At 69.6% G+C, this 24,404-nt stretch carries 20 protein-coding genes and 4 pseudogenes; 15 read left to right on the top strand and 9 right to left on the bottom strand.

Annotated elements, in window-relative coordinates; all coding sequences use genetic code 11:
- Nucleotides 1-130: 130 nt before the first annotated feature.
- From RNB18_RS49590 to RNB18_RS49575, 4 genes are all read right to left on the bottom strand, one after another.
- On the bottom strand, nt 131-577 hold the full coding sequence (locus tag RNB18_RS49590) for an NUDIX hydrolase (protein WP_311720714.1): 447 nt from the start codon (nt 575-577) through the stop codon (nt 131-133).
- A 65-nt stretch (nt 578-642) separates the two neighbouring features.
- Nucleotides 643-1,860, bottom strand: a complete 1,218-nt coding sequence (locus RNB18_RS49585) for an MFS transporter (protein WP_311720713.1) — start codon at nt 1,858-1,860, stop codon at nt 643-645.
- A gap of 101 nt (nt 1,861-1,961) precedes the next feature.
- On the bottom strand, nt 1,962-3,842 hold the full coding sequence (asnB, locus tag RNB18_RS49580) for an asparagine synthase (glutamine-hydrolyzing) (RefSeq protein ID WP_311720712.1): 1,881 nt from the start codon (nt 3,840-3,842) through the stop codon (nt 1,962-1,964).
- Nucleotides 3,770-4,627, bottom strand: coding sequence for a helix-turn-helix domain-containing protein (locus RNB18_RS49575; RefSeq protein ID WP_311720711.1), 858 nt, complete (start codon nt 4,625-4,627; stop codon nt 3,770-3,772). Before RNB18_RS49575 ends, asnB begins: the two co-directional genes overlap by 73 nt.
- A 447-nt stretch (nt 4,628-5,074) precedes the next feature.
- Here RNB18_RS49575 and RNB18_RS49570 point away from each other — a divergent pair, with 447 nt between their 5' ends.
- From RNB18_RS49570 to RNB18_RS49555, 4 genes are read left to right on the top strand one after another with little or no spacing between them, the layout of a single operon-like run.
- Nucleotides 5,075-6,316, top strand: coding sequence for a Xaa-Pro peptidase family protein (locus tag RNB18_RS49570; protein ID WP_311720710.1), 1,242 nt, complete (start codon nt 5,075-5,077; stop codon nt 6,314-6,316).
- 27 nt (nt 6,317-6,343) lie between these two features.
- Nucleotides 6,344-7,420, top strand: a complete 1,077-nt coding sequence (locus RNB18_RS49565; RefSeq protein WP_311720709.1) for a PLP-dependent cysteine synthase family protein — start codon at nt 6,344-6,346, stop codon at nt 7,418-7,420.
- Nucleotides 7,417-8,934 carry a 4-hydroxyphenylacetate 3-hydroxylase family protein gene (locus tag RNB18_RS49560; protein WP_311720708.1) on the top strand — a complete coding sequence of 506 codons (1,518 nt, stop codon included), beginning with the start codon at nt 7,417-7,419 and terminating at the stop codon, nt 8,932-8,934. Before RNB18_RS49565 ends, RNB18_RS49560 begins: the two co-directional genes overlap by 4 nt.
- The gene (locus RNB18_RS49555; RefSeq protein ID WP_311720707.1) at nt 8,931-9,521 is read left to right on the top strand and encodes an NADPH-dependent FMN reductase; all 591 of its coding nucleotides are present in this window, start codon (nt 8,931-8,933) and stop codon (nt 9,519-9,521) included. The genes RNB18_RS49560 and RNB18_RS49555 overlap by 4 nt, the downstream gene beginning before the upstream one ends.
- Nucleotides 9,522-9,871: 350 nt before the next feature.
- On the opposite strand, the pseudogene RNB18_RS49550 reads toward RNB18_RS49555, so the two are convergent.
- Nucleotides 9,872-10,048 (bottom strand): annotated as a pseudogene (locus RNB18_RS49550) (IS110 family transposase); the annotation flags it as partial.
- Between the two features lie 3 nt (nt 10,049-10,051).
- On the opposite strand from RNB18_RS49550, the pseudogene RNB18_RS49545 reads away from it, so the two are divergent.
- Nucleotides 10,052-10,183: pseudogene (locus tag RNB18_RS49545) on the top strand (ElyC/SanA/YdcF family protein); the annotation flags it as partial.
- A 150-nt stretch (nt 10,184-10,333) separates the two neighbouring features.
- On the opposite strand, the gene RNB18_RS49540 reads toward RNB18_RS49545, so the two are convergent.
- The 3 genes and pseudogenes from RNB18_RS49540 to RNB18_RS54230 form a co-directional block, all read right to left on the bottom strand.
- Nucleotides 10,334-11,743, bottom strand: coding sequence for an amidase family protein (locus RNB18_RS49540; protein ID WP_311720706.1), 1,410 nt, complete (start codon nt 11,741-11,743; stop codon nt 10,334-10,336).
- Nucleotides 11,740-12,573, bottom strand: a complete 834-nt coding sequence (locus RNB18_RS49535; protein ID WP_449657653.1) for an MAB_1171c family putative transporter — start codon at nt 12,571-12,573, stop codon at nt 11,740-11,742. Before RNB18_RS49535 ends, RNB18_RS49540 begins: the two co-directional genes overlap by 4 nt.
- Nucleotides 12,547-12,819, bottom strand: a pseudogene (locus RNB18_RS54230) (zinc finger domain-containing protein); the annotation flags it as partial. The gene RNB18_RS49535 and the pseudogene RNB18_RS54230, both read right to left, overlap by 27 nt.
- Nucleotides 12,820-12,926: 107 nt before the next feature.
- Between RNB18_RS54230 and RNB18_RS49530 the strand changes: the two are divergent.
- From RNB18_RS49530 to RNB18_RS49485, 10 genes and pseudogenes are all read left to right on the top strand, one after another.
- Nucleotides 12,927-13,058: a hypothetical protein gene (locus tag RNB18_RS49530; RefSeq protein ID WP_311720704.1), complete on the top strand. Its 132-nt coding sequence runs from the start codon at nt 12,927-12,929 to the stop codon at nt 13,056-13,058.
- Nucleotides 13,055-13,861, top strand: coding sequence for a DUF317 domain-containing protein (locus RNB18_RS49525; protein WP_311720703.1), 807 nt, complete (start codon nt 13,055-13,057; stop codon nt 13,859-13,861). The genes RNB18_RS49530 and RNB18_RS49525 overlap by 4 nt, the downstream gene beginning before the upstream one ends.
- A gap of 164 nt (nt 13,862-14,025) precedes the next feature.
- Nucleotides 14,026-14,379, top strand: coding sequence for a hypothetical protein (locus RNB18_RS49520; RefSeq protein WP_311720702.1), 354 nt, complete (start codon nt 14,026-14,028; stop codon nt 14,377-14,379).
- A complete protein-coding gene (locus tag RNB18_RS49515; RefSeq protein ID WP_311720701.1) occupies nt 14,376-15,194 on the top strand; it encodes a DUF317 domain-containing protein in 819 nt (272 codons plus the stop codon). The genes RNB18_RS49520 and RNB18_RS49515 overlap by 4 nt, the downstream gene beginning before the upstream one ends.
- 68 nt (nt 15,195-15,262) lie before the next feature.
- Entirely contained in the window at nt 15,263-15,871 is a 609-nt protein-coding gene (locus RNB18_RS49510) for a hypothetical protein (RefSeq protein ID WP_311720700.1), read from the top strand.
- A 61-nt stretch (nt 15,872-15,932) separates the two neighbouring features.
- Nucleotides 15,933-16,613: a DUF317 domain-containing protein gene (locus RNB18_RS49505; RefSeq protein WP_311720699.1), complete on the top strand. Its 681-nt coding sequence runs from the start codon at nt 15,933-15,935 to the stop codon at nt 16,611-16,613.
- A gap of 48 nt (nt 16,614-16,661) precedes the next feature.
- Nucleotides 16,662-18,455, top strand: coding sequence for a type IV secretory system conjugative DNA transfer family protein (locus tag RNB18_RS49500; RefSeq protein WP_266520675.1), 1,794 nt, complete (start codon nt 16,662-16,664; stop codon nt 18,453-18,455).
- Nucleotides 18,456-18,713: 258 nt separating this feature from the next.
- Nucleotides 18,714-19,167, top strand: a pseudogene (locus tag RNB18_RS54225) (DNA cytosine methyltransferase); the annotation flags it as partial.
- Nucleotides 19,167-20,291 (top strand): DnaB-like helicase N-terminal domain-containing protein, encoded by a 1,125-nt coding sequence (locus tag RNB18_RS49490; RefSeq protein WP_311720698.1) that lies wholly within the window; start codon nt 19,167-19,169, stop codon nt 20,289-20,291. The pseudogene RNB18_RS54225 and the gene RNB18_RS49490, both read left to right, overlap by 1 nt.
- A 698-nt stretch (nt 20,292-20,989) precedes the next feature.
- Nucleotides 20,990-22,480 carry an RICIN domain-containing protein gene (locus tag RNB18_RS49485; protein WP_311720697.1) on the top strand — a complete coding sequence of 497 codons (1,491 nt, stop codon included), beginning with the start codon at nt 20,990-20,992 and terminating at the stop codon, nt 22,478-22,480.
- A gap of 227 nt (nt 22,481-22,707) precedes the next feature.
- On the opposite strand, the gene RNB18_RS49480 is transcribed toward RNB18_RS49485, so the two are convergent.
- Complete coding sequence (locus tag RNB18_RS49480; RefSeq protein ID WP_266521042.1) at nt 22,708-24,369, bottom strand: molybdopterin-dependent oxidoreductase; 1,662 nt, start codon at nt 24,367-24,369, stop codon at nt 22,708-22,710.
- Nucleotides 24,370-24,404 lie beyond the last annotated feature (35 nt).

Raw genomic sequence — 24,404 nt, 5'->3', positions numbered from 1 at the left:
CGTCAACACCCGCACCAAACGGATCATGAGGCAGATGCACGGACGTGCCGGATTCGACCTCCTCCGCCACCGCATTCTGCTCGCTTGACGGGCACCCAACGTCACCACCGACTACGGGCCAGAGCCAACTTCAGGACAGTCCCGGCTTGGGTGGCAGGGACCGTGGTGGTGCTGCTGGCGTGTGGCCATGAGGCTGGACAGGCGCGAGCGCGCCGCGGTGTTGCAGCAGAGGCAGTACGTGGTCTCGTACAGCGGGCGCGAGCACAAGGTCCTGTTCTCGGCCGGTTGTCCAGCGCAAGTGAGCCAGTTCAGCTGCTGGTCGGGGAGTCCGGCTGATGTGTGCCTCGAACACGGTCATCCGCATCGGTACATTTTCCAGCGCCGCCACAGCTTCGACTTCGGCCAGGAAGTGTGGGTTCATCGGCTCCACACCGAGTTCCTCGTCCAGCTCCCGCACCAGGGTCTCCAGCGCCTCCTCGCCCGTGTCGGGCTTGCCGCCCGGCAGGTAGAACACGTAGGGCGCGGCCTTCTTGCTCACGACCAGGAGACGTCCCTCCTGCACGATGGCGGCGGCCACCACGAGCAGTGGCCGTCGGCAGCCGGGAGCCCTCCTGTTACTGCGCGGTCGATCGTTCATATACGTCACTTCACCGTCCGCTCGGGGCGCAGGAGCATGGCCAGGAGGAGGGCGAGGGCGCAGAAGGCCATGCCGGTGACCATCACCAGCGACGGGCCCGAGTGTTCGAGGGTGAGGGAGCCGAAGAGGGCTCCCAGGGCGATGGAGACGTTGAAGGACAGGACGTAAAGGGAGGTCGCCGCTTCCCGCGCCTGGGGGGCGCTGCGGAAGACCAGGGTCTGCAGGGCGACCGGAAGTGCGGAGTAGGCGAGCCCCCAGACCAGCAGGAAGACGATCGCCGTCGGCTTCCAGGTGCCGGCGGCGAGCAGTAGGGCCATGGAGCCGCCGGTGCCGGCGATGAGGCCGAGAACCACCGTGCGCAGTGCCGGGCCGCGTCCGATGACCGCTCCTGCCAGGAAGTTGCCCGCGACGCCGGCGGCGCCGAAGGAGAGCAGGAGTACTCCGATCATGTTCGGGGCCACGCCGACGTTCCGGAGCAGGAAGGGGGTGATGTAGGTGTAGGCGGCGTAGTGGCCGATGACGACGACGGCGGTCACGCCCACTGCTGTGCGCAGGTTGCCGGTCCTCAGCAGGCGGGGCAGCTCGGAGAGGTAGACGCCGCCGCGCGCGGGCATCGGGGGCATCAGCACCGCGGTGGCGGTGAGCGCGACCGCGCTGCACGCGGCCAGGGCCCAGAAGGCGGCACGCCAGTCCAGCCACTGGCCGACGATGGTGCCGAGGGGGACTCCGAGGACCGTGGCCAGGGAGATGCCGGAGAACACGACGGCTGTCGCCCGCACGGAGTGGTCCGGTGGCACCAGTCGTACGGCGATGCTCGCGACGATGGCCCACAGCACGCCGTGGATGAATCCGATCAGCAGTCGGACGAGCATCAGCCACACGTAGTTCACGGCCAGCGCGGTGAGGACGTTGCCCACGACGAACACCGCGAGGATGACGAGGAGCAGCCGTCTACGGTCGAGGCGGCGGGTGGCTGCGGTGAGGACCGGGGCGAGGATGCCGGCGAACAAGCCGTAGAGGGTGACCGTCAGCCCGACGGTTCCTTCCGAGACCCGCAGACCGGCTGCCATTTCGGGGAGCAGCCCGACGGGCATCGTTTCGGTCGCGGTCACGGTGAAGACGCCGAAGGCGACGGCGGTGACCGCGAGCCATCCGCGGGTGGACGCGTGTGGCGGCACGGGGGGTGCCGTTCCGGTGGACGGTGATGTCTGTTGCTGACCCATGGGTGCCAACGTCGTGCTCCGGAGGAGGGGAGGGAGACGGGGGTTGGGCGGGGAGTCGCCGGGCGGGTGCCGGGGACTCCCCGCGTCGCGCTGTGGAGCGGTCAGGGAAGTTTGATCGTGGGGGCGTACATGTCGATCCAGACGGCCAGATCCAGCGTTCGTTCCAGGTCGCGCCGGGACGCCTGGTCGATCTGTGGAGTGTCGGCCGCCACCGCCTGCCGCAGCCCGGCCTTGTCGATCAGGTCGAACACCGGGTGTCCCGGAGTGGCCAGCAGGTCCCCGCACTGTTCGCGGAGCGCTGCCGCGTACGTGGGGTCCTGGGTGGATGGGTAGGGGGCCTTGCGGCGTTCCACCACGGAGCGGGGCAGGACGTCGGCGGCAGCGGCGCGCAGCAGTGACTTCTCCTTCCCGTCGAAGGACTTCAGCGCCCAGGGCGCGTTGTACACGTACTCCACCAGCCGGTGGTCGGAGAAGGGCACCCGCACCTCCAGACCGGAGGCCATGCTCATCCGGTCCTTCCGGTCGAGCCAGATGCGTACGAACCGGGTGAGATGGAGATGACTGATCTTGCGCATCCGCCACTCCAGGTCGCTCTCGCCGTCGAGGCGCTGGATGCCGGACACGGCGTCGCGGTACGAGTCCTGAATGTAGCCGTCGAGGTCGAGTGCCGCGCTCAGCTGGCCGGTCAGCAGGCTCTGCCGGGCGGGTGCGGGAGAGCCGTCGTGCTGTCGCTTCTGCCCCTGACCGAAGAACTGCTGGCGCCCGGCCAGCCAGGGGAAGGTGGTGCACTCACGCGCCTTGGGATCGAAGAACTGCCGGTAGCCGCCGAACAGTTCGTCGGCCGACTCGCCGGACAGCGCCATGGTCGCGTGCTCGCGGATCGCCTTGAAGAGCAGGTACAGCGAGGCGTCGAGGTCGCCGAGACCGGAGGGGAGGTCGCGGGCGCGGATGACCTTCCGGCGGACCTCGGGGTCGGTCATCTCGGCGGAGCTCAGCACGATGTCCTGGTGCAGGGTGCCGGACTTCTCCGCGACGTCGTGCACGAAGGGGGTGTCCGGGTCCGGGCGCAGCTCGTCGGGGACGAAGTTCTCGGTCAGGCCGACGAAGTCCACCGCGAAGCTGCGTACCTTCTCGCCCTGTGGGGCGAGTTGTGCCGCGGCGATCGCGGTCATGGCCGAGGAGTCCAGTCCGCCGGAGAGCAGAGTGCAGCTGGGCACGTCGCTGACGAGCTGGCGGCGCATCGTGTCGTGCAGAAGCTCGTGCACCCGGGCCACCGTGGTGGCCCGGTCGTCGGTGTGCTCCGCGGTCTCGAGGCTCCAGTAGCGGGTCGTGCGGATGCCGGTGGCGCGTACGGTGACCACGGTGCCCGGCTCGACCTCGCGCATCCCCTCCCACACCGCGTGGCCGGGGGTCTTGATGAACGCGAACAGCTCACGGAACCCGTCGACGGTGACGACGGGTTCGGCGAGCGGGTTGGCGAGGATGGCCTTGGGTTCGGAACCGAACAGCACCCCGTCGGGGGTGGGGTAGTAGTAGAACGGCTTGATGCCCGCGCGGTCGCGGATCATCACCAGCTTGTTGTCGCGGGCGTCCCAGATGGCGAAGGCGTACATGCCGTTGAGGCGCTCCGCGACCGCCTCGCCCCACTCCAGATATCCGCGCAGGACCACCTCGGTGTCGGAGTGGGAGGTGAAGGAGTGCCCGCGGGCGGTGAGTTCGGTGCGCAGTTCGGGGAAGTTGTAGGTCTCTCCGGCGTACACGATGGTGACGGCGCCGCGGGGAGTCGGCACGCTCATCGGCTGGCCGCCGCCGGGGAGGTCGATGATGGCCAGCCTGCGGTGGCCCAGGGCGACATGCTGGTCGACGTGGGTGCCGAGGCCGTCGGGCCCGCGGCAGGCCATCGTCTCGGTCATGGCGTCCACGGTGGGCTGCTCGGTGCGCAGGTCGCGGTCGAACGCGACCCACCCCGTGATGCCGCACATGTGTCTCCTGCCTTTCCTGTGGGGATCGGTCCGGTCGTGCTGACGGGTCCGGTCGTGGCATCGGTCGATGCGGTGGTGATGTGGTCGGGAAGGGCGTCGAGCGGGCCGTACCCCTCGGGGTCGACCCTGAGGGCGGGGAAGCGGCCGGGGGTGCAGCCGATCAGCGCCTTGAAGTTCCGGGTGAAGTGCGCCTGGTCGTGGTAGCCGGCCGCCCCGGCCGCGTCGGCCCACGTCCGGCCCTCTCGGCGCTGGCGCAGCGCCTCCTGCAGCTGGAACACCTGGGCGAGTGACTTCGGTGGCAGGCCGACCTGTTGGAGGAAGCGGCGTTGCAACCGGCGGTGGCCCCATCCGGTTTCGGTGGCCAGTTGGCTGACGGGAGTCCGCCCGGCGGTGCGGTGCAGTCTCCGCCATGCCCAGTCGACCTGCGGCGCGCAGGGCGGGCCGTTGAGCAGCCGGAGGGCCAGCAGTCGGTCGAGCAGCGCGAAGCGCGAGTCCCAGTCGGGGCACTCGGCGAGCCGGCCGACGAGTTTCCGCAGGCGTGCACCGAGTACGTCGGCCAGGTCCACCGTGCGGCGGGCGAACGTCTCCATCGGAGCCGCCGTCAGGCGGTACGCGGCGAGCGGGGTCAGCAGGACGGTCACCCCGTGCACCGGCCCGGTGTACTCGCCGAGGGCCGCGGTTGCGTGAGTTCCGATGGCCAGCGAGGCGGCCGTCACCCGCCGCGTCGGGTTCACCGCGTCGACGACGCGCAGGGGTCCGCCGAAGCCGAACACGAGCCTGACCATCCCGTCCGGCGTTATCAGCCGGCTTCCGCTCCGCCCTTCTCCCACGCGAAAACCCCGGTATCCGAGTACATGGCCATGCGGAGAAATTGCGGATGTTCTCCACACCACCTCCTTCGCGCGGGATGCCATGAACGGGCTATCGGTCACGGCTTTCCTCCAGGGCTTACTGAATAACTAGTTGGCGGTTGAACGCTAGGCGCATTGGCTGTCCCGGTAGAGACTTTTCCGCCCCCTTTGGGTTATGTGTAGATTTCGCGCAGGGTGACTGTGACGTCACCGGTCCCGAGTTTGGTATGCCAAAACCGTGACATTGAACACGAATAAATTGGCATTAATCGGTTGATCCGGACCGGCCGGGTATGGCGGAAAGTAGCGGCTCCCTGGCGGATCGGTCGCGGGGTGTCGCATATGTGCAAGACCGCTTCAGTCGGCGGTCGTAATGCTGAGATGCGACGAACCGAAACCGTATTCAGGGAATTGAGGGAACCGAATCTCATGCGCGTCAATTACGACCGTCTCCAGCGGAGAATGAGCGAATTCGGCCTGGACGCTCTGGTGAGCACCACCGCGGAGAACCTGACGTATCTGACCGGCGTCAGCAGCGTGCACCTGGACATGTTCCCGCATTCGGGACGGGCCTTCGCCGTGCTGCCCCGGGACACCGAGGCGGGCGCTGTCTTCGTCTGCGGGCGCTGCGAGGTCGACCAGTTCCTCGACGCCGACGAGCGGATCGCCGAGGCGATCGCCTACGGCCCCTTCTACCGGGAGCTGCCCGAGGAGGTGACCCTGAACCACGAGGACGACCTCCTGCGGACCGTCTCCGACGACCGGCGCTTCGACGACGCCCTCGCCGCCCTGACCCACGCGGTGCAACAGGTCTGCCCGGGCGGCGGCCGGGTCGCCGTGGACGAAGAGGGAGTGCCGGCGGAGTTCCTCGACGAACTCGGCAAGCGGCTGACCGGCTGGCAACTGGTACCCGGCGCCGCCCACTTGCGGCATGTCCGCCAGGTGAAGACCGCCCGGGAGACGGAACTCGTCGCAGCGGCCGCACGCGTCGCGGAGAACGCGATCCGGGCCACGGTCGCCGTGATGCGCGAAGGCGTCACCGAGCGGGAGCTGGTCCGGGAGTTCAACCGGTCGGTCGTCTCCCAGGGCGGTACGCCGCGCTTCACACTCATCCGGATCGGCGCGAACGCCGTCGCCGGCCAGCGTCTGCCCACCACGACGGCACTGCGGCGGGGCCAGGCCGTGTGGTTCGACGTCGGGGCCGTGGTCGACGGCTACTGGTGCGACATCGCCCGGGTGGCCACCCTCGGGGAACCCGACCAGCGGGTGGCCCGCCTCTACGAGGCCGTGCTCGCCGGCGAACAGGCCGCGCTGGACCACGCACGCCCCGGCATGACCGGCCAGGAGCTTTTCGAGCTCACCGTCGGCGCGGTCCGGGACGCCGGGATCCCGCACTACCGGCGCAGTCACGTCGGGCACGGCATCGGCGTCGAGGTCTACGACCCGGTGCTGATCCGCCCGGACAGCACGGACCCACTGCGGGAGGGCACGGTGGTCAACATCGAGACGCCGTACTACGAGTTCGGGTTCGGCTGTGTGCACGTCGAGGACCCGTTCGTCGTCGGCCCGGACGGCAACCGGCTGCTGACCACCCTGCCCCGGGAACTGATCGTCGTCCGCTGACCGGCCCGACACCCGCATGGAGACATCGTGATCCACGAAAACCTGTTGGAGACCCTCGGCGCGACCCCGGTCGTACGGCTGCGCAAGCTCCTGCCACGTCCGCAGGACCGCATCTACGTCAAGCTGGAGGGCACGAATCCGTCCGGCAGCATCAAGGACCGCGCGGCCCTGCACATGGTCGAGCAGGCAGAACACGCGGGCCTGTTGCGGCCGGGAGCGACGCTCGTCGAGTCGACCTCGGGCAACCTCGGCAAGTCCCTGGCCCTGATCGGCGCCATCAAGGGCTACCGGGTGATCCTCGTGGTCGACCCCAAGACACCCCAGTCGGTGCTCGCCTACGCGACAAGCCTCGGCGCCGAACTCGACACGGTCAACCGGCCCGACGGAAACGGCAACTACCAGACGGCCCGCATCCGGCGGGTGCGCCAACTGGTCCAGCGAATCCCGGGCGCGTACACCCTGGACCAGTACAACAACCCCCACAACCCCCAGGCGCATAGGCTGTACACCGCCCAGGAGATCGGCAAGGACTTCGACCGGTTGTCCGCACTGGTCGCCACGGTGAGCACCGGAGGGCATCTCGGCGGGCTGAGCACCGCCCTCAAGGAACAGTTCCCCGCCCTGCATGTCCGGGCCGTCGACGCCGTCGGCTCCGCGGCCTTCGGCCATCCCTTCGAGCCGTACCGAATGCGGGGCATCGGTCTGAGCTGGCGCCCCGGCAACCTGGACTCCCGGCCGGTCGACTCCCTGCACCGGGTCACCGACACCGAGGCCCTGTCGGTGTGCCGGGTGCTCGCCGCCGAGGAGGGTCTGCTGCTGGGCGAGTCCGGTGGCGCGGCGGTCTTCGCGGCCCTCGGCTACGCCGCCGCGAACCCCGGCGAGCCGGTCCTGGCCATTGCCCCGGACACCGGTGCCAACTACCTGTACGAGACGTACGACGACCAGTGGCTGCTCGACCACGGCACCCCGCTGGAAACCCTGTGGCGCACCCCCGAGGAGTTGTTGCGCCACGCCCGCCACCCGCTCCACCCGCCGGCCGCCGTGGCAGCGGGCCCCGGCCTCACCGCGGAATCCGGCCGGGTCACGGCAGGAGGGCGGGCATGACCATACGCACCGGAGCCGAATACCTGGCCGGACTCCGCGACGGACGTGAGGTCTGGCTCGCCGGGCGACGCGTCGACGACGTACTCGCCGAACCCGTCCTGGCCGCCGCCGCGCACACCATCGCCCGCCTGTACGACCAGCAGCACGACCCGCTGCTGCGCGAGGTGCTCACCTACCAGGACGGTGCCGAGCGCCACCCCCTGTCGCTGGCCGCACCGCGCGACTTCCGCGACCTGCGGCGGCGCGGAGCCGCGTTCCGGGCCACCGCCGAGACCACCTTCGGGCTGCTCGGCCGCTCGCCCGACTTCGTGAACACCGCGGTCACCGCCTTCGCCTCGGCCGCCCCGTTCTTCGACAAGGCCGACCCGCGCTTCGGCCGCAACGTCACGGCGTACCACGCCGCCTGTCTGGCCGGCGACCCGTTCCTGTCGCACACCGCCATCAACCCGCCGGTCAGCCGGGCCCGTTCCTCTCACGAGCAGGACGACCCCGACGTCCACATGAGGATCGTCCGGGAGACGAGCGAGGGCGTCGTGGTGCGCGGTGCCAAACTCATCGGCACCCTGGTGCCCGTCGCCGACGAGATCGTGGTCTTCCCGCTTCCCGGATACCGGCCGGGCGACGAGGCGTACACCGTCGCCTTCGCGATCCCGGTGGCCACGCCGGGACTGCGGATCGTCTGCCGGGAACCCCTGGTGGCCGACCCCTCCCGGCTGGTCAGCACCCCCCTCGCCCCGTACGAGGAGATCGACGCCACCTGTGTCTTCGACGACGTACTCGTCCCCTGGGACCGGGTGTTCTTCCACGGGGACGTCGACGCCGCCAACCGTCTCTACGACGCGACGACCGCCCGGCACCACACCGGTCAGCACGGCATCATCAGGGGTGCGGTCAAAGCCGAACTCCTCGCAGGTATCGCCGTTTCACTGGCCGAGATGTCCGGCACCAACTCCTTTCTGCACGTCAAGGAGATGCTCGGCGAGGTACTGGGAGCCCTGGAACTGGCCCGGGCCGGCATCCTGGCCGCCGAGGCCGACGCCGAAGTGAGCGAGTGGGGCACCCTCACCCCGGCGATCGCCCCCGTGCTCGCCCTGCGCTACCATTTCCCCAGGATGACCAGCAGGATGATCGAGGTCATCCAACTTCTGGGCGGTGGAAGCCTGTTGAGCACCCCGGCCGAGGAGGACATGCGCAGCGAACTGTGGCCCGGCATCGAGCGATACTTCCGAGGCGCGAACGGCGTCGACGCGGAGCAGCGGGTCCGGATGCTCAAGCTCGCCTGGGACGCCACCGGCAGCGCCTTCGGCCAACGCCAGATGCAGTACGAGCGCTACCACTCCGGCGATCCGGTACGGCTGGCCGCCGCCCAGTACGCGGGTTACGACACCGACCCGCTGCTACGGACTGTGCAGCGGGCCCTGCACCCCGAGCAACCGGGGGTGGACGCGTCGGCCCGCGTGATTCCGGTCGACGCCCCCGGAGACGGCCACTCATCGGGGAAGGCCCACTCGTGATCGCCGCCGAGCCCCGCCGCATCCTGGTCCTGACCGGCGCCGCCGCCCCCTTCTCCCGCACCCGTTCCGTCGCGGAGCTCGTCTGCCGTGAGACGGCAGGCGTCGGCAGCACATCCGTCCTACGCGACCTCGCCGAGTACGCGCTCCCACTGCTGCACGTCGAAGCCGAAAACTCGTCCGGCCTCGCCGACCTGCGAGCCCAGGCCGAGCGGGCGGACGGCATGATCTGGGTCACACCCTGCTATCACGGCAGCTACTCGGGCATCCTCAAGATCTGCCTTGACCATCTGCGTGCGGATGCGCTGCGCGGCAAACCCGTCGGTGTGGTGGCGGTCGGCGCCTCGCTGACGGCCGTTCAGGCGAGTGAGCACCTGCGCGCGGTCGCCCGCGCCCTGGGCTGTGTCACCGCACCGACCCAGGCCGTGGTGGTGGACGACAGCGGCACCTGGGGGAAGGGCATGGATCCGGGCGCTCACCAACGGATCACACGGATGATCGTCGAACTGCACGCGCTCGCCGGAGCGACCGACCTGCTCCGGCAGAGCGCCGCCACGGCAGACGCTCTGCCGGCGGCCGAACACTCATGATGTCCTGCATCCATGGCGGACGTTCGTCTGGTGACTCACGCCATCCCGAGCGGTGGCCGTGAGTTCCGGCTCTGGGCTGCCGGTCGGCTACCGGGACGGCTGTTCATCGACGGGATCGGCGACGCCGTCCGCGCCGGTCGGCTACGGACCGCTGTCGGCGGGCGGGGTACCTTCCGGCGCTTCAGGACGTCTTCGCCTGTGACGAGCGCGCCTGGCACCGGGGCCACCCGTTCTGCGATCAGCGACAGTGTGGCCGGGCCCGCGCCGGGCCGACCGATAAGGGCTACTGCCCGAGGCCCTCCGTGTGGCGACCCTGACCCACGCAAGGGGGGGTGCCTCTATGTCTTTCGTCAAGCGGGGCGTGGGGTTCTGGGTTTGTAGAAGGTGCCGTCGCGGAGCATCGCGAAGAGCACGTTGATGCGTTGTCGGGCGAGGCGGAGGAGGGATTGGGTGTGGGTCTTTCCTCTGGCCCGGTACTTGTCGTAGTAGGTGCGGGAGGCGGGGTCGTGCAGAGCGGCGAACGCGAACGCCCGTTGCTTGAGGACGTGGACCGCATCAAGATCGTCTCTCAACCAGCTCATGCGCTCAAGGCCCGAGCGTACTTGCGGCGACAGCGCCCCGATCTTGCAGAGAGGCTGGAACGCGCGGATGACTACCGGCCGTCCGGGGCGGGAACTGCTTCGCCGACCCGCAACTGGGCAAGGCCGTCCCGTCGACTTCAGCATGCAGTCCTGGTGGTGCCGCACCCGCCAGCTTGATCACCGTCTCCCCTACCGCCTTCCCGGGCATCGTCGGCGGGCCGAGCTGCGTCCTCACTCAGAGGCAGGCAGGGATGCCAGCCCGTCCGCCACCGCAAGCAGAACGCGGTCCGCGTACGGCCGGCCGATGATCTGGACGCCAATGGGCAGCCCCTGGGGGGTCTTGGTCACTGGGACGACCAGGCTGGGGAGGCCAATGTGGCTGGTGAGGTTGGCCCAGTTGGTCTGATCGAAGAAGCTCCGCTCCTGGCCGTCGACCGCGAGTGTCCGGCTGCCTACCGGGATCGCGGCCGTGGGAGCGGCTGGTGTGACGAGGACGTCTTGTTCCGTGAAGAAGCGTTGCCAGTCCGATCGGAGTTGGGCGCGTGCTTCGTTCGCGCGCAGCCAGGAACGGTGGGTTTGGGTCCGGTGGCGGAGGAAAATCGCGCGAGGGCTGGAGTCGTCGTCCTGCAGCTGTCGTGCTGCGGCGAGCTCAGTGTCAGCGATTTCGTCGTTGGTGGTGGCCGTGGCGGTGGCGTGTAGCAGCTGTTCGAACAGGCGCGTGGCGTCGGCGAAGCCGACAGGTCCAGATGTGTGTTGGACCAACGCTCCGGCTGCGATCAGAGTTTCCTCAAGGGTGATGAGGGCCTGTGCGGTCTCGCGGTCGACGGGGCAGTTCGGGTCATCGGCCCAGATCGCAATGCGCAGTTCGTCGCTGCTCTCGCTGGCCGTCGGCAGGTCTACGTGCCAGGGTGTGTCCTCGGCCGGTGCCGGTGTGGTGAGCGCGGTAAGCAGCAGCTCGAGGTCTCGGGGGTGGCGGGCCAGAGGGCCGGGAGTGACCATGTCGCTGCTGGTGAGCCAGCCCGGCGGCCGGGGAACATGGCCGCGGGCCGGGACGAGTCCGTGAGTCGGCCGCAGTCCGTACACCCCGCAGTAGTGGGCCGGCAAGCGCAGCGAGCCGGCAAGGTCGCTGCCGAGGTCGGCGGGGGTGAGGTGGGCGGCGACCGCCGCGGCAGGTCCACCGGAGGAGCCGCCGACCGTCCGCGCTGGGTCGTGCGGGTTGAGCGTGGAGCCGAAGAGGGCGTTGTCGGTGTGGAGGTCCTGGCAGTAGGCGGGGGTGTTGGTCTTGCCCATGATCACCGCGCCTTGGTGGCGGAGCCGCGCGACAGCGTCGGCGTCCTGGTCGGGAATGTGGTCCGCCAGTTCCTGGGCTCCGCTGGTTGTGCGGAGGCCGGCCGTTTCGAAGCTGTCCTTGATGGTGATCGGAAGGCCGTCGAGGACCCCGCTGGCCTCGCCGCGGGCTCGGCGCTCGTCGGAGGTGTGAGCGGCTTGCCGGGCCGCATCGTCGTCACGGGTGATGACGGCGTTGAGGGTGCTGGCGTCGATCCGATCGAGGTGGAGGTCGAGCAGTTCGCGGCTGGAGATCTCGCGGCGGTCCAGTGCGCGCAGTTGGACGTGCGCGGGCTGGCGGGTCAGGTCGGTCATGCGAAGGCTCGCTCGGGGTGGAGGGTGCGGGCACGTTGGCGGGGAAGGTGGCGGGCGACGGCGAGGAGGGCATCGATGTCGTCCATCGGCTGGCTGGTCTCGGGGTCGGTATCGGCGAAGTCGGTGAGCCGGTTGGGATGGGGACGTTCGCCCGTCTTGCGGGCGGCGATGCCGGCGAGTATCTGGTCGGCAGAGACAGCGGCGTTCAGTTCCTCGCCCGAGAGCCCTCGCACCCTGTGGTGGGCTTCACTGCTTTCACGGACGCCCGCTTCGAGGTACTGACGGATCACGAAGCGGCCGTCGCGGATCTCGACCGCCCGTCGGTAGAGCTTGAACCCGATGCTGCGGAAGCGGCGGCTCCGGGCAGGGTCGCCCTGGTCGACCGGCAGGCGGATCTCGGGGGCTTCGCTGTAGAAGGCCAGCCACAGGCGGCGCAGGCGGTAGTAGCTGAGGTACTGCCTCAACCGGTACTGGACGTTCTTGGCCTGGTCGGTGATCGTGGGCACCAGCCACCCGATCAGGGTGAGCATGGCGCCGACGTCGCCGCACGTCCAGGCGAAGTTCTCCCAGCCGGCGAGGGACATGCCGAAGGCACCCGCGATGACATTGCCGGTCCGCACGCCGCTGTATCCGAAGGTGACGATGGCGCCCAGGGCGACGACTCGCAGACCGACGCGGACGGAGGTGCGCTTACTGCGCTGGGCCAGGCGCCAGCAGCCGCGGGCGAGGAGTACCTCGCCGATCGTGTACGCGGTGACGTACAAGGTGAGGTACGCGGCGTACATGTTGTCGTGCGCGTAGTACCGGTACGGGGCCAGCTCTGCGCGCACGGCCAGAGGGATGTAGGAGCCGACGGCGGCCAGCTGGTCCTTGAGCCCCGGCCGGTGTCGCCCCGCGGTGATCCCGCGGTGAGCCGAGGGTGCGGTCGCTCCGGCAGCCACGGCATCTCGCGCCGCCAGCAGCTCCGCCCGCCAGGCTTCCGGATGGTCCGGGTCGGCCATGGGGGTCGGGTCGGTATGCCGGGACAGCCGGTCGCGGCGGTGCGCCTGCCATTCGCGGGCCACATCGGCCGGCAGGGGTCCTCGACTACGACGAGGGCCTGCTCGGACGAGTCACCGACCTGGTCGCCACCGGCTCACGTTTCGCCCAGGACCACTCCCAGCGCGGCATCCTGCACCCCGAGGTGTGGCTGGCCCTGGGCCGCGCGGCCAACGAACTCGACAGCGTGGGCGAGGACCTCAACGAGCACACCGGCACGATCAAACAGCTCGCCACGCCCGCCGGATCGGCGATGGTCGTCAGGCGGCACCGGTGAGACAGAACAAGCCGTGGTCCGGCTGGGGCGCCGCCGGTCAGCAGGCCCAGCAGCACTACCTCGTCGAGCCCCGCTATCTCGCAGGCGGCGGCGACCTGCGCCACGTCACCGAGTACCTGCGCGCCTCCGGGTGGAAGGACAAGTCCAAGAGCGGCGGCCCCCTCGTCTTCGACAGCCCGGACAAGTCCGTGCGCATCGGATACGACCCGTTCACCCAGCCCGGCGGCTGGACCATCAGCGGGAAGCAGACCGCGCACCAGGAGGCATGGCACGCCACCTTCGGCCGGCAGACGCCCGTCGAAATCGTCGCCGGTATCACCGACGCCCTGTTCACGGAGCGCAAGGCGCACGCCCCCAACGTGTGGGAGCCCCTGCAGCAACAGGGCTGGGAGACCGAGCGAGGCCAGCACTTCTCCGCCCGCAGCCCGGACGGCGATGCCTTCGTCCGCTTCCACCAGTCCGGCCCCGGCCAGGCACACTGGTGGGTCGGCGCTCGCAACGAACACGGCCGGGTGTGGGAGGCGATGCTCACGCCGACCACGCCGATGCATCTGGTGCAGGCATTCAGCACGGCGCTCGCGGACCCGCAGCCCGTGCTGCGGCCCCTGGGCCGCGTCCCGCCCTCCCAGCGGATCCGCACCACCTCCGTGTCCGTCCTACCGTCCCAGCTCGGCGCGTGGCAGCAGGCCCGGATCACCGCCGCCAGAGCGGCCACATGGGCCCGTAGCTCCTTCGCCACCAACCGGGCTCGCTCCAGCCCCGGCGCTCGCCCGTACGCGACGTCCGACGGCCGACGCCGCTGACCGGCCTCGGGTGGACACGCCCGCCGCCGTGTCCCCAACTTTCCTCGATGGCAAGGAGGTTCATTGCCGATCTGAACTGCGACGACGCCCTCGCCGCAGGAGATATCCACAGGGCTGTCCACAGCCTGGCCCGGCTCACCACCACGTTTCACTCAAGGACGTTGATGCCCAACCCCTCACCCCCCAGCTCCGACCAGATCGCGCAGGCGACGGCAACCCTGACCCAGCTCAAGGACTATCTACGCACCAACCCGCCCGTCACCGACGTGCTGCCGCTGCTGGCTCGCCTCCTCGACGAGGACAGCGGCGTCCCCATCCTGCTCGGCGACGTCCTGCGCAGCGCCGCGCGCCTCGTCTCCCAGCAGGCCGCCAGCCCTCAGACCGACGAGATCCGCCTGATCATCGACGGGCTCCGGGACGCCGCCCAGGAGTCCGCGGACTGGCACGTCCTGGACTGGGAGATCCAGCGCGTGGGCGGCCAGGCGTTCGAGCCCGCAGGTCCGCCGACGACTTCGTGACCCGCCCCTACATCGTCAGCAAGGCCGACGACCCCTGGTCTCGTATCTGGTTCGATACCAGTCCCCGTCATCTCGCCGGGCCAGGCGACCCGCGCCATGTCACCCAGGCGCTGCGGGCCGGCGGCTGGAAGAACTACGCCGACCCCGACTTTCCCCATGTCGTCCTGGCCAGCCCCGACTTCCGCCACACGCTCGTGCTCGAACCCGCTGCGGACACGTACTCCGCCTGGTGGCGGATCTCCTCACAGCGCTGGCACGCGTCGTTCGGCGGCAACACACCCGCCGAGATCATCGCCGGATTCACCGACGCCCTCCTGCACCCCGCCCCGGCCACGGAGCCAGACGTGTGGCCGACCCTGCAAGCGGCGGACTGGACCTACGAGCGCGACGAGCGGGGCAATGAGAGTGCGCGCCATCCGGACGGCATCACCACCATGGAGCGGCGGGCGACGCTGACGAGCGACTACTTCAGCTGGAGCGCCGACGTCGCGCTCCCCACCGGTCTCGGTGGCCACCAGCGGCTGTGGCACGCGTACTTCGACGACCGCACACCCCGCCACCTGCTCGCCGCCTTCGCCACCGCCCTCACCGACCCCGCGCCCGTACCGCGCGGCCACTACGACGTCCCGCACCCCCACCTGGTCACCCAGGTGGAACGCGGCGCCCAGGGCGAGCAACTGGCCGCCGCCCACGAGTCGCGCCTCAAGGCCATCCGGGCCGCCGCCCGCAAAGCCCGCCGCAGTGGCGCGCCGACCACGCACCCCGTCCCGGCACCCGCCGCCGAGTTGGCCGCTGCTGCGGCCCGGGGCCGCTGAACCACGCGGCGCGGCCCCGGCCGCGCCGCACCCCCTCGCCGTCACACCTGTATGCCCGAAGGCCCTTCTTGACCATTCCACTGGAACCCGCGAGCCCAGAGCACGGCCTCCATCTGAGCCAAGTCGCCATCTACCTGAGGGAAAGCAGGCAGATCCTCGCCGCCTGGGACGCCTACTCCGACCAGCACTCCGACCCCGACACGCACCAGCCCTACGACGAGGACACCTACGGCCAGCGCCAACGCCAGCGCGACTCCGACACTTTGATCTCTTTCGGCCGGGTATATGACCACGCCGACGAACTGATGCACGTCGCCGAACAGCTGCTCGCCCAGCTGCCCACCTCCGTCCGGACCCGGCGCCAGGCCTGGCAGGTGCGAGAACTGCGCGACAGCACCAAGGGGCTGTACGCCGTCCACGACGACTGGCTGGCCGTGCGCCGTGCACTGCCCGCGAGTGCCCGGCCCGGGACCGAGGCGTTCGAGGAACCGCTCGCCGAAAGCTACGCGGAAGCCTGGACCTACCTCGACCAGTGGGCGATCCGCGGACAGGCGCTCTTCGCCATCAACGCGCTGGCGCAGAAGCGACCGAAGGCATCCGCGCCAGCACTGGTCACGGCGCCGCCCGTACCCAAGGCCGCCGCAGCGTCGTCTGCGGCCAGGCGGTGGTGCGCGTGAGCGACACCGTCGAGTAGGCGCTCATCACCCCGCGCTATCTCGCGGGCGGCGGAGACCTGGGGTGGATCACCGTGCCGCCGGCTGGAGCTACGGCCACGACCCGCTGATGTCGCTCGTCCTGCTCACCAGCCCGGACCAGCTCGTCCAGCTCCGTCTGGACCCCGACCCGGACGATCCGGGCTGGTGGACCATCCGGCACGCGCGTACTGCGGATCACCCCGGCTGGACGGCCACCTTCGACGCCCGCACCCCCGTCGAGAGCATCGCCGCCTTCACCGACGCCCTGACCGATCCATCCGGCCCGCCCACCGCAGCGCCCGACCCCTGCGCCCCGCCGCGGGACGCAGGCTGGCACACGCCGCCCCACCTCGGCAGCCTCGCCTCCCCCGACAACATCGCGCACTTCTGGCGGATCGGCGCCCCCGGTCGGGATCTGTGGAGCATCGAGACCTCGGTGATCCAGGACCCGACGATCTGGCGCGCCGTGTTCACCGGCACCACCCCGCTGCACCTGATCGCTGCCGTGACGCAGTCGCTCGCCGACCGGACGCCCATCCCCCGCGATCCGAGCCGGATCCCGGGCTTGGCCCGCGACCGCATGACCGTGCACACCCATCACCTCCCCGCGCCGGACATCGCCTTCGCCCTGGAGCGACGCGTCAGCACCCTCGCCGCCCGGCACTGCCCAGCGACCAATGCCCCGCCCCCGCCACACGGCCCTTCGCCGCGCCGCACCCGCTGACCGGCCCCGCCCGCGCCGCGCTCCTCACCCACGTACCTGGAACAGCCCTTGCCCCAGCCCTCCTCCACCTCTTCCACCGACGGCTACGACATAGCCTTCCGCGTCCTGGGCGTCGTCCTCGCCATCGCCGTCCCCCTGTCGAACCTGGCGTGGCTGGGCGGCAACCTCACCACCTGGGCCACCGACACCGGTCCCCGCGCGCCCTATCAGCCCGTCCAGGCCCTGCTCCATCCCGATCAGCTGTGGCCCCGCCTCGGAGACACATCCCTGCTGCTGGGCACCCGGATCCTGCCCGGCATCGTGCTACTCGCACTCGGGATCACGGCCGCCGTTCTGTACAAGCGACACAAGGACGGCGGCGGGCGCAGGAAGCGCGTCGCGGGGATGGCCAAGCAGCGGGACATCGAGCCGCTGATGTCCAAGGCCATCACTGCCAAGGCAAGATCATTGCGCCCGAGTCTGAAGGACGCCAAGCGCCTCGAACCGGCCGACACCGGCATCCTGCTCGGCAACCTCCAGGGCACGAAGCACGAAGTCCGCATGGGGTACGAGGACGTCGCCGTCGCGATCATGGCGCCGCGCTCCGGCAAGACCACGTCGCTGGCGATCCCCTCCATCCTCAACGCGCCCGGCCCGGTCCTGCTCACCTCCAACAAGGCGGCGGGCGACGCCTACACCGCCACGCTGGAGGCGCGGGCGGCCGTCGGCCGGACCTGGTCGATGGACCCGCAGCAGATCGCCCACGCCGAACGGGCCATGTGGTGGAACCCCCTGTCCGACGCCAAGACCCTCGACGGCGCCGGCAGGCTCGCCGGCCACTTCCTCGCCGCCTCGGTGGACGCCTCCCAGCAGGGCGACTTCTGGTCCAAGGCTGGCTCCAACATCCTCTCGCAGCTGTTCCTGGCCGCCGCGCTCGCCGAGCGGCCGATCACCGACGTGATGCAGTGGCTGGCCTTCCCTGCCGACCGGACCCCGCTGGACGTCCTGCGTGATCACGGGTTCGCCGCCGTCGCCGCGCAGTTGAAGGGCACGGTGGAGGGCCCGCCGGAGACCCGCGACGGGATCTACGAGACCGCCCGCCAGTACGCCGCCGCCCTGCTCAACAGCGAGATCGCCGCATGGGTGACCCCGCAGAAGAACGTGGCGGAGTTCAAGCCGAGCGAGTTTGTCCGCTCGAAGGACACGCTCTATCTGCTGTCGAAGGACGGCGGTGGCGGCGCCTCGGCGCTCATCGCCGCGTGCGCGGACTCAGTCATGCGGGCCGCGACCGCCCAGGCCGAATGCGCCGGCGGACGCCTCGACCCGCCGATGCTGGCGATCCTCGACGAGGCCGCCAACGTCTGCAAGATCTCGGACCTGCCGGACCTGTATTCCCACCTCGGCAGCCGCGGGATCATCCCCATCACGATCCTGCAGAGCTACCGGCAGGGTCAGAAAGTTTGGGGCGACGCCGGCATGGACGCCATGTGGTCCGCCTCCACGATCAAGGTCATAGGATCCGGCATCGACGACCCGGACTTCGCCGACAAGCTGTCCCGCCTGATCGGTGACCACGACGTCGAGACCACTTCCACCTCGACCTCCGAGTCAGGTAAGTCCACGTCCATCAGCATGCGGCAGGAACGCATCCTGGCCGCCGACGCCATCCGCGCCCTGCCCAAGGGCACCGCCCTGTGCTTCGCCACCGGCTTGCGCGCGGCCATGCTCGATCTGCGCCCCTGGTATCTCGAGCCCGGCGCCAGCGAACTCTCCGCCGCCTCCGCCCGCGCCTCCCAGGGCATCACCGAACGCGCCGTCGGCAAAGCCGACCCGAAGCAGGCCGACTTCGGCACAGCCGCCTAGTCCGCGCCTCCCCTTCTCTCCACTCAACTCGCCCACGGAGGCGCCCATTCACACGTACGAGCCCGCCGATCTGGACGACATGGAGCCGCACCAAGCCATGGATGCCGTCATCGCCGACATACGTGAGCACCGCATCACCGGTGATGGAATCGGACTATTCACCGCCATCCGGCACATTTGCCGGCTCTGCCATCTCGCCGCCCGGATGGCCGCTGCCGTCGAATACCAGCTCGCTCCGAACATCTCCGGCCTTCCTTCCTGGCCTCCCGCTGGGAGGGCTCCGGGTCGACCGCTCGGCACGGGCTCGCGAGAACCGCCCCGCGAATGCTCCGACCCCCACATGCGCCGCCGAGGCGCACCGCTGGTCATGGTCAGCGCGCAGCAACAACCAGACCAACGCCACCGTGCGCCGTGCCGACGAGGCCTCCGGCACCCTGTTCTTCGGCCACCGGGCCAACGAATGCAGCTGGGTCGCCGACACCGCCACCGGTCTCCCGGACAGCGAGCAGCGAGCGGTGCCAGTCCCGATCAAGATCATCGCCCGGGAAGCGGGCGTGCACGGGGCTTCCCCGCCGACTATCCGTGGCAGGACAACAAGGGCCAGCAGTTCTCGCAGATCGGCAACGCCGTCTTCCCTCGCACGGCCGCCCACCTGCTCGCCCCGCGCCTCAACAAGCCCTTCAACCCCGACGACTTCACCCTCGCCGCCTGATGCCCGATACCCCCGAACCCGACGAGGACGATGACCTCGAGCTCACGCCGGCACCGAAGCCGGTCCACTACGCCGAGCAGGCCCTGCTCGGCGCCCTCCTCCTCGAACCGACACGCCTGGCCGACACCGAGCCGCTGATCGCCCATCACTTCGACAGCCACACCCATGGCGCGCTGTTCACCGCGATCCGCACGCTCCCGCCGCCCAACCCCGACGACCACGCCAAGGACACCGCCTGGCTCAATGCCGTGCTCGACCACGCGCGTCCGCGCGCTCCCGGCCTGAGCGCCTCCTACATTCACGCCCTCATCCAGTTCTGCCCGCAACCGAAGCACGCTGCGGCGTACGCCAGTATGATCCGCGCCGACAACGCCCGCCGGATCCTGCGCGCCCACGCTGAGCGCCTGGCGTCTACCGCAACCGACCCGGGCCAGCCCAACCAGGCAGCCACGACGCTCGGCATGGCCGACGACATCAGCCGCGTCCTGGACTCCCTCGCCGAACAGTTCGCCCCGCACCCCGGCTCCCTCCCCCGCACAGCACTCCCCCTGGATGTCCCACGGCAGGCTGGCCAGGAGGACCTCGACGAAGAACGCCTCCTCCTGGCGACCGCCACCGCCTATCCGGCAGAGGTCCAGAAGATGCGGTGGCTGACGGAGGCGGACTTCCTGCTGCCACTGCACGCCACGCTCTGGCAGTCCATCACGGCACTGGTCTACCGCGGCGACATGGTCGACCCAGTCACCGTCCTCGGCGAGGCCCAGCACCGCGGGCTGCTCACCGACAGCCTTACCCCCAACGACTTGATGGCCCTGGTCTCCACGCCCGCCGGCTCCCCCGAGCACTGGGGCGAGAGAATCCTCAAACGCGCCCTCCTCGTCCGCGCCCAGACAGTCGCCGCGCGGATCACCGCCTATACGGACGACTCCGCCAACACCCCTCATCAGCTCATCACCGGCAGCCGACGGGCCCTAGCCGACCTCAACGCCCTGCGCGTCCGCTGGAACCGCGCCACCGGACCGGCACACGCGCCGCGCCGCAAGCTGCCGGCACGTGCCGCGCCACCGTGCCCGGCGACCAGCCTGCCGCTCCGGTCCGCACCGCCTACGTCACGGACCAATTGATGACCCCCGCGCCCGAACCTGGCCCCTGCACGGCCGTCCCCGACCCGGGAACAAGCCCACCCTCCACGCCCGACAGTCCCCTCGATGTCCGTGTTCGCCTCGCCGTCCAACCCCAGCGCAGCGCAGTTATCGTTACTCTCACCGACCCGCGACGCCACTTCGGGCAAGCCCTGCTGTCCCGTGTTCCGCGGCGGGTCACCCGATCCCGGGTCGCGGTCGTTCCACGTCAGAACTACAAGCACACCACTCGCTCGAAGTGGCCACTCGACCGACGGACACTTCGTCCCCGAGCTGGGCAAAACCACCTCAGGGGTCGGTTTCAACAAACTCGACCAGAAAGTGACAGAGCTTGGCTGCCACGGAAGTTGTAAGGCTTGCCGGCTTGGAAGACCAACAGGCGGTCATCGCTCCGTTCGAAGCAACGCCACGGATTGGCGGAACAATTTGCCACTTATGCGCCGCCAACGGAGAGTCGGCCGACAGGATCGGTCGCCTCAGGGTCCCCAGGCTTGATCGGTCAAGAATAAACAAAACCGATCGCAATCCTTGACTGCCGTCTGGCCTGCCCTTCACATTGATCTCCGCCGGGCGACGGAGACTCACCCCGTCCGGACCAGCCGTGTACGGGGCGAAACGTCCATTCCCTCACATCGACGCGAACGACCCGGCGACCGGCGCCTTGAACGAGAGGGAAGACCATGCTCAAGGGAGTACCCCATCGGCCGGTCGGCGGATGGCACAGAGCCGCCACCGCCTTTCTGGCACTGCTCGGGGGCATTGCGGCGCTCCTGATCCCGGCGACCGCGGCGCAGGCAGCCACGGTGTCGTTCACCACGGGTGCCGCACGGACCGACCAGAACGGCAACGCGCTGCAACTGCACGGCCTCGGCATCATCAAGGTGGGAAGCACCTGGTACGGGTTCGGAGAGGACAAGACCGGCGAGACCTCGGCGGACACGTCGTTCCAGAACATCACGTGCTACACCTCGACCAACCTCGCCAACTGGACCTACCAGGCTCAGGCGTTGCCCCGGCAGAGCAGCGGCGACCTGGGACCCAGTCGGGTCGTGGAACGGCCCAAGGTCATATACAACGCGTCGACCAGCACGTACGTGATGTACATGCACATCGACAGCACGAACTACTCCGAGGCCAAGGTCGGTGTGGCCACCAGCAGCACTCCCTGCGGCCCCTACACCTACCGGGGCAGCTTCCGGCCGCTGGGCAACCTCAGCCGTGACCTCGGCCTGTTCCAGGACACCGACGGAACCGGTTACCTGCTGAGCGAGGACCGCAATAACGGCCTGCGCATCGACAAGCTGTCCGCCGACTACCTGTCCGTGGACAGCGCGGTCACGGTCCTGGGCGGCAGTGGCAGCAGCAGCGTCGAGGCGCCCGCCATGGTGAAGGTCAACGGGATGTACTACGTGTTCGGCTCCCACCTGACGGGCTGGAGCCTGAACGACAACATCTACGCCACCGCCACGTCACTGGGTGGCCCCTGGTCGTCGTTCCGGAACTTCGCGGCGCCCGGCACCCACACCTACGGCAGCCAGACGGCGAACGTCATCACCGTCCAGGGCTCCTCCGGCACTTCCTACCTCTACGCCGGTGACCGCTGGAACACCGCCGACCTCGGCTCCTCGAAGCTGATCTGGCTGCCGATGACCATCAAGGGAACGACGGTGAACGTCGGCCAATACCCCACCTGGTCCCTCGATGCCACCGCCGGCACCTGGACGACCGGCAGCGGGCTGCCCACCGCGGGGAACCACACACTGACCAACCCCAACAGCTCCATGGTCATGGACGTCGCGAGCGGCTCCACGGCGAACGGCGCCAACATCATCCAGTGGCCGTCCAACGGCGGAACCAACCAGCAGTGGACCCTCACCAAGGTGGCGGACAACATCTACACGCTGAAGAGCGTGAAAAGCGGCCTGTGCCTGGACGTGCCGAACCAATCGGCCACCACCGGCGTGCAGTTGCAGCAGTGGACCTGCAACGGCGGGACCAACCAGCAGTGGTTCCTCGACCTGGTCGGCAGCTACAGCGGCAGCACGTACATGCTCGCCGGCGTGGGCAGCGACCTGAACCTCGGCATCACCGGCGCCTCGACCACCCAAGGCACGGCGGTGGCCCAGGAGACGGGCACCGGAGCGACGAGCCAGCAGTGGAGTCTCTCCTGAACTCAGGCGGGTGAGCCGTCACTTCAGGACACCCGCCGCAGCGGCATCCACGCCCCGCGCGCGTCCCTCCACGCGCACGGGGCGCCGGCCCAAGCCCGACCACCTCCTGGTCAGCCACCCGGTGCACCGGCGGGACGCACCGACGGAAACTATTCAGCGGATGATCTTGGCCGGTGAGTGGTCGGTTGGGGCCGCTCGCGTGCAGGATGGCTGAACCCGCTCCAGGCTCAGGCAACCGTGACCTTGATCGTGTGCCAGCCGGTTGCCCCGTCGGGCAACGGCTTGTGCACCTGTCCTGTCTGCACCTCGCCGGTGCTGTCGGTGGCGCGTACTTGCAGCCGATGCTTGCCGGGCGTCGCCTGCCACGGCCAGCTCCACTGCCGCCAGGTGTCCACCGACGGCACCGCCGCGAGCTGCGCCTGCTGCCATGGGCCCTCATCCACCCGGACCTCCACCGCGGACACCCCACGATGTTGCGCCCACGCCACTCCGGCCACCATCACCCGGCCCTGCTCCAGACGCTTGCCCGCGGCCGGCGTATCGATCCGCGACTGGGTCTTCACCGGGGCCAGCGCCGCGTAGTCCCGACGTACCCAATAAGCACTGAAGTCGGAGAAGCGACTCAGTTCCAGCTCCGTCAGCCACTTCGTCGCCGATACGTATCCGTACAGCCCGGGCACCACCATCCGGACCGGGAACCCGTGCTCGACCGGCAGTGGCTCCCCGTTCATCCCGACCGCCAGCAACGCGTCGCGCCCGTCGCGCAACGCCGCCGTCGGCGTACCGGCCGTGTAGCCGTCCACGGAACGGCTCACCACCTGATCCGCCCGGTCGTCCGGCTCGACTTCATCCAGTAGATCTTTGATCGGTACCCCCAGCCACCGCGCGTTGCCGACCAGCTCGCCACCGACCTCATTGGACACACACGACAGTGTGATGTAGCGCTCCACCATCGGCCGTGCCAGCAGTTGTTCGTACGTCAGCGTCAGCGGCTGTTTCACCCGGCCATGAATCTTCAGCCGCCAGTCCTTTGGTTCCATCTGTGGCACCGTCAAAGCGGTGTCGATCCGGTAGAAGTCCGCGGTCCTGGTCACGAACGGCTCCACTCCGGGGACCTGGGCGGAGACGTTGGCGGGCAAGGGCGCTGCCGGGCTCGACGGCGGTGGAAGAACAACTGCGGCCCGTGCCGCGGCCACACGCTGTGCCCAGAGCCGACGTCCACCCGGTACGGCCACCACGGCCGCACCGATCGCCCCGCCCGCCAGCACGAGAAACCGTCGCCGACCCGGTGGCTGTCGCGCGCCGTCCACCACCGGAACGCCGACATCCGCCGACGGCGAACGGGCGCCGTTCACGGGGGTGGGGACTTCCTGCACCGCCATGTCCGTGTCCGGGCCGGTGTCGTCCCCCGGGTCCTGCGCCGATGCCGCCGCACGGCGCGGCAGGGTGCGGCGCAGCAGCACCAAAAGGCCCGCCGCGGTCAGTGCACCGGCCACCGTCGGCAGGGGGTACGCCCAGGTGGCGCTGGCCCGGGTGGTTGACGCAAGGACGCCTATCACCCCGAACACAGCGACGCCGGCCAGCCCGTACCGGAGCCGGCGCATGGCCAGTACGCCGATGAACGCGGCGAAGAGGGCCAGCACCAGCACGATTCCCGCCTGCAACGCCAGCTTGTCGTACGTGTAGAACACCGTGACCGCGAACTCCTTGACCGGAGTCGGCGCGGCGTCCACGGCAACACCCCCCACCGCCACGAGGGGCGCTGAAGGCCCGCCCGTCGCGGCTGCCACCAGCTCACCAACGCCCAGGGCGAGCGCGGTGGCCGCGACGCCGGCAAGCTCGCCGTACCACTGCTTGGGCGGCTTTTCCGGTGCCGGCCGACCTGCCATCTGAGTCTCCACGTCGCTATCGGAAAGTGGGCAGG

The sequence above is a fragment of the Streptomyces doebereineriae genome (genome assembly GCF_031845645.1).
Classification (GTDB): domain Bacteria; phylum Actinomycetota; class Actinomycetes; order Streptomycetales; family Streptomycetaceae; genus Streptomyces; species Streptomyces canus.
This window is presented reverse-complemented; position numbering and strand designations above follow the sequence as displayed.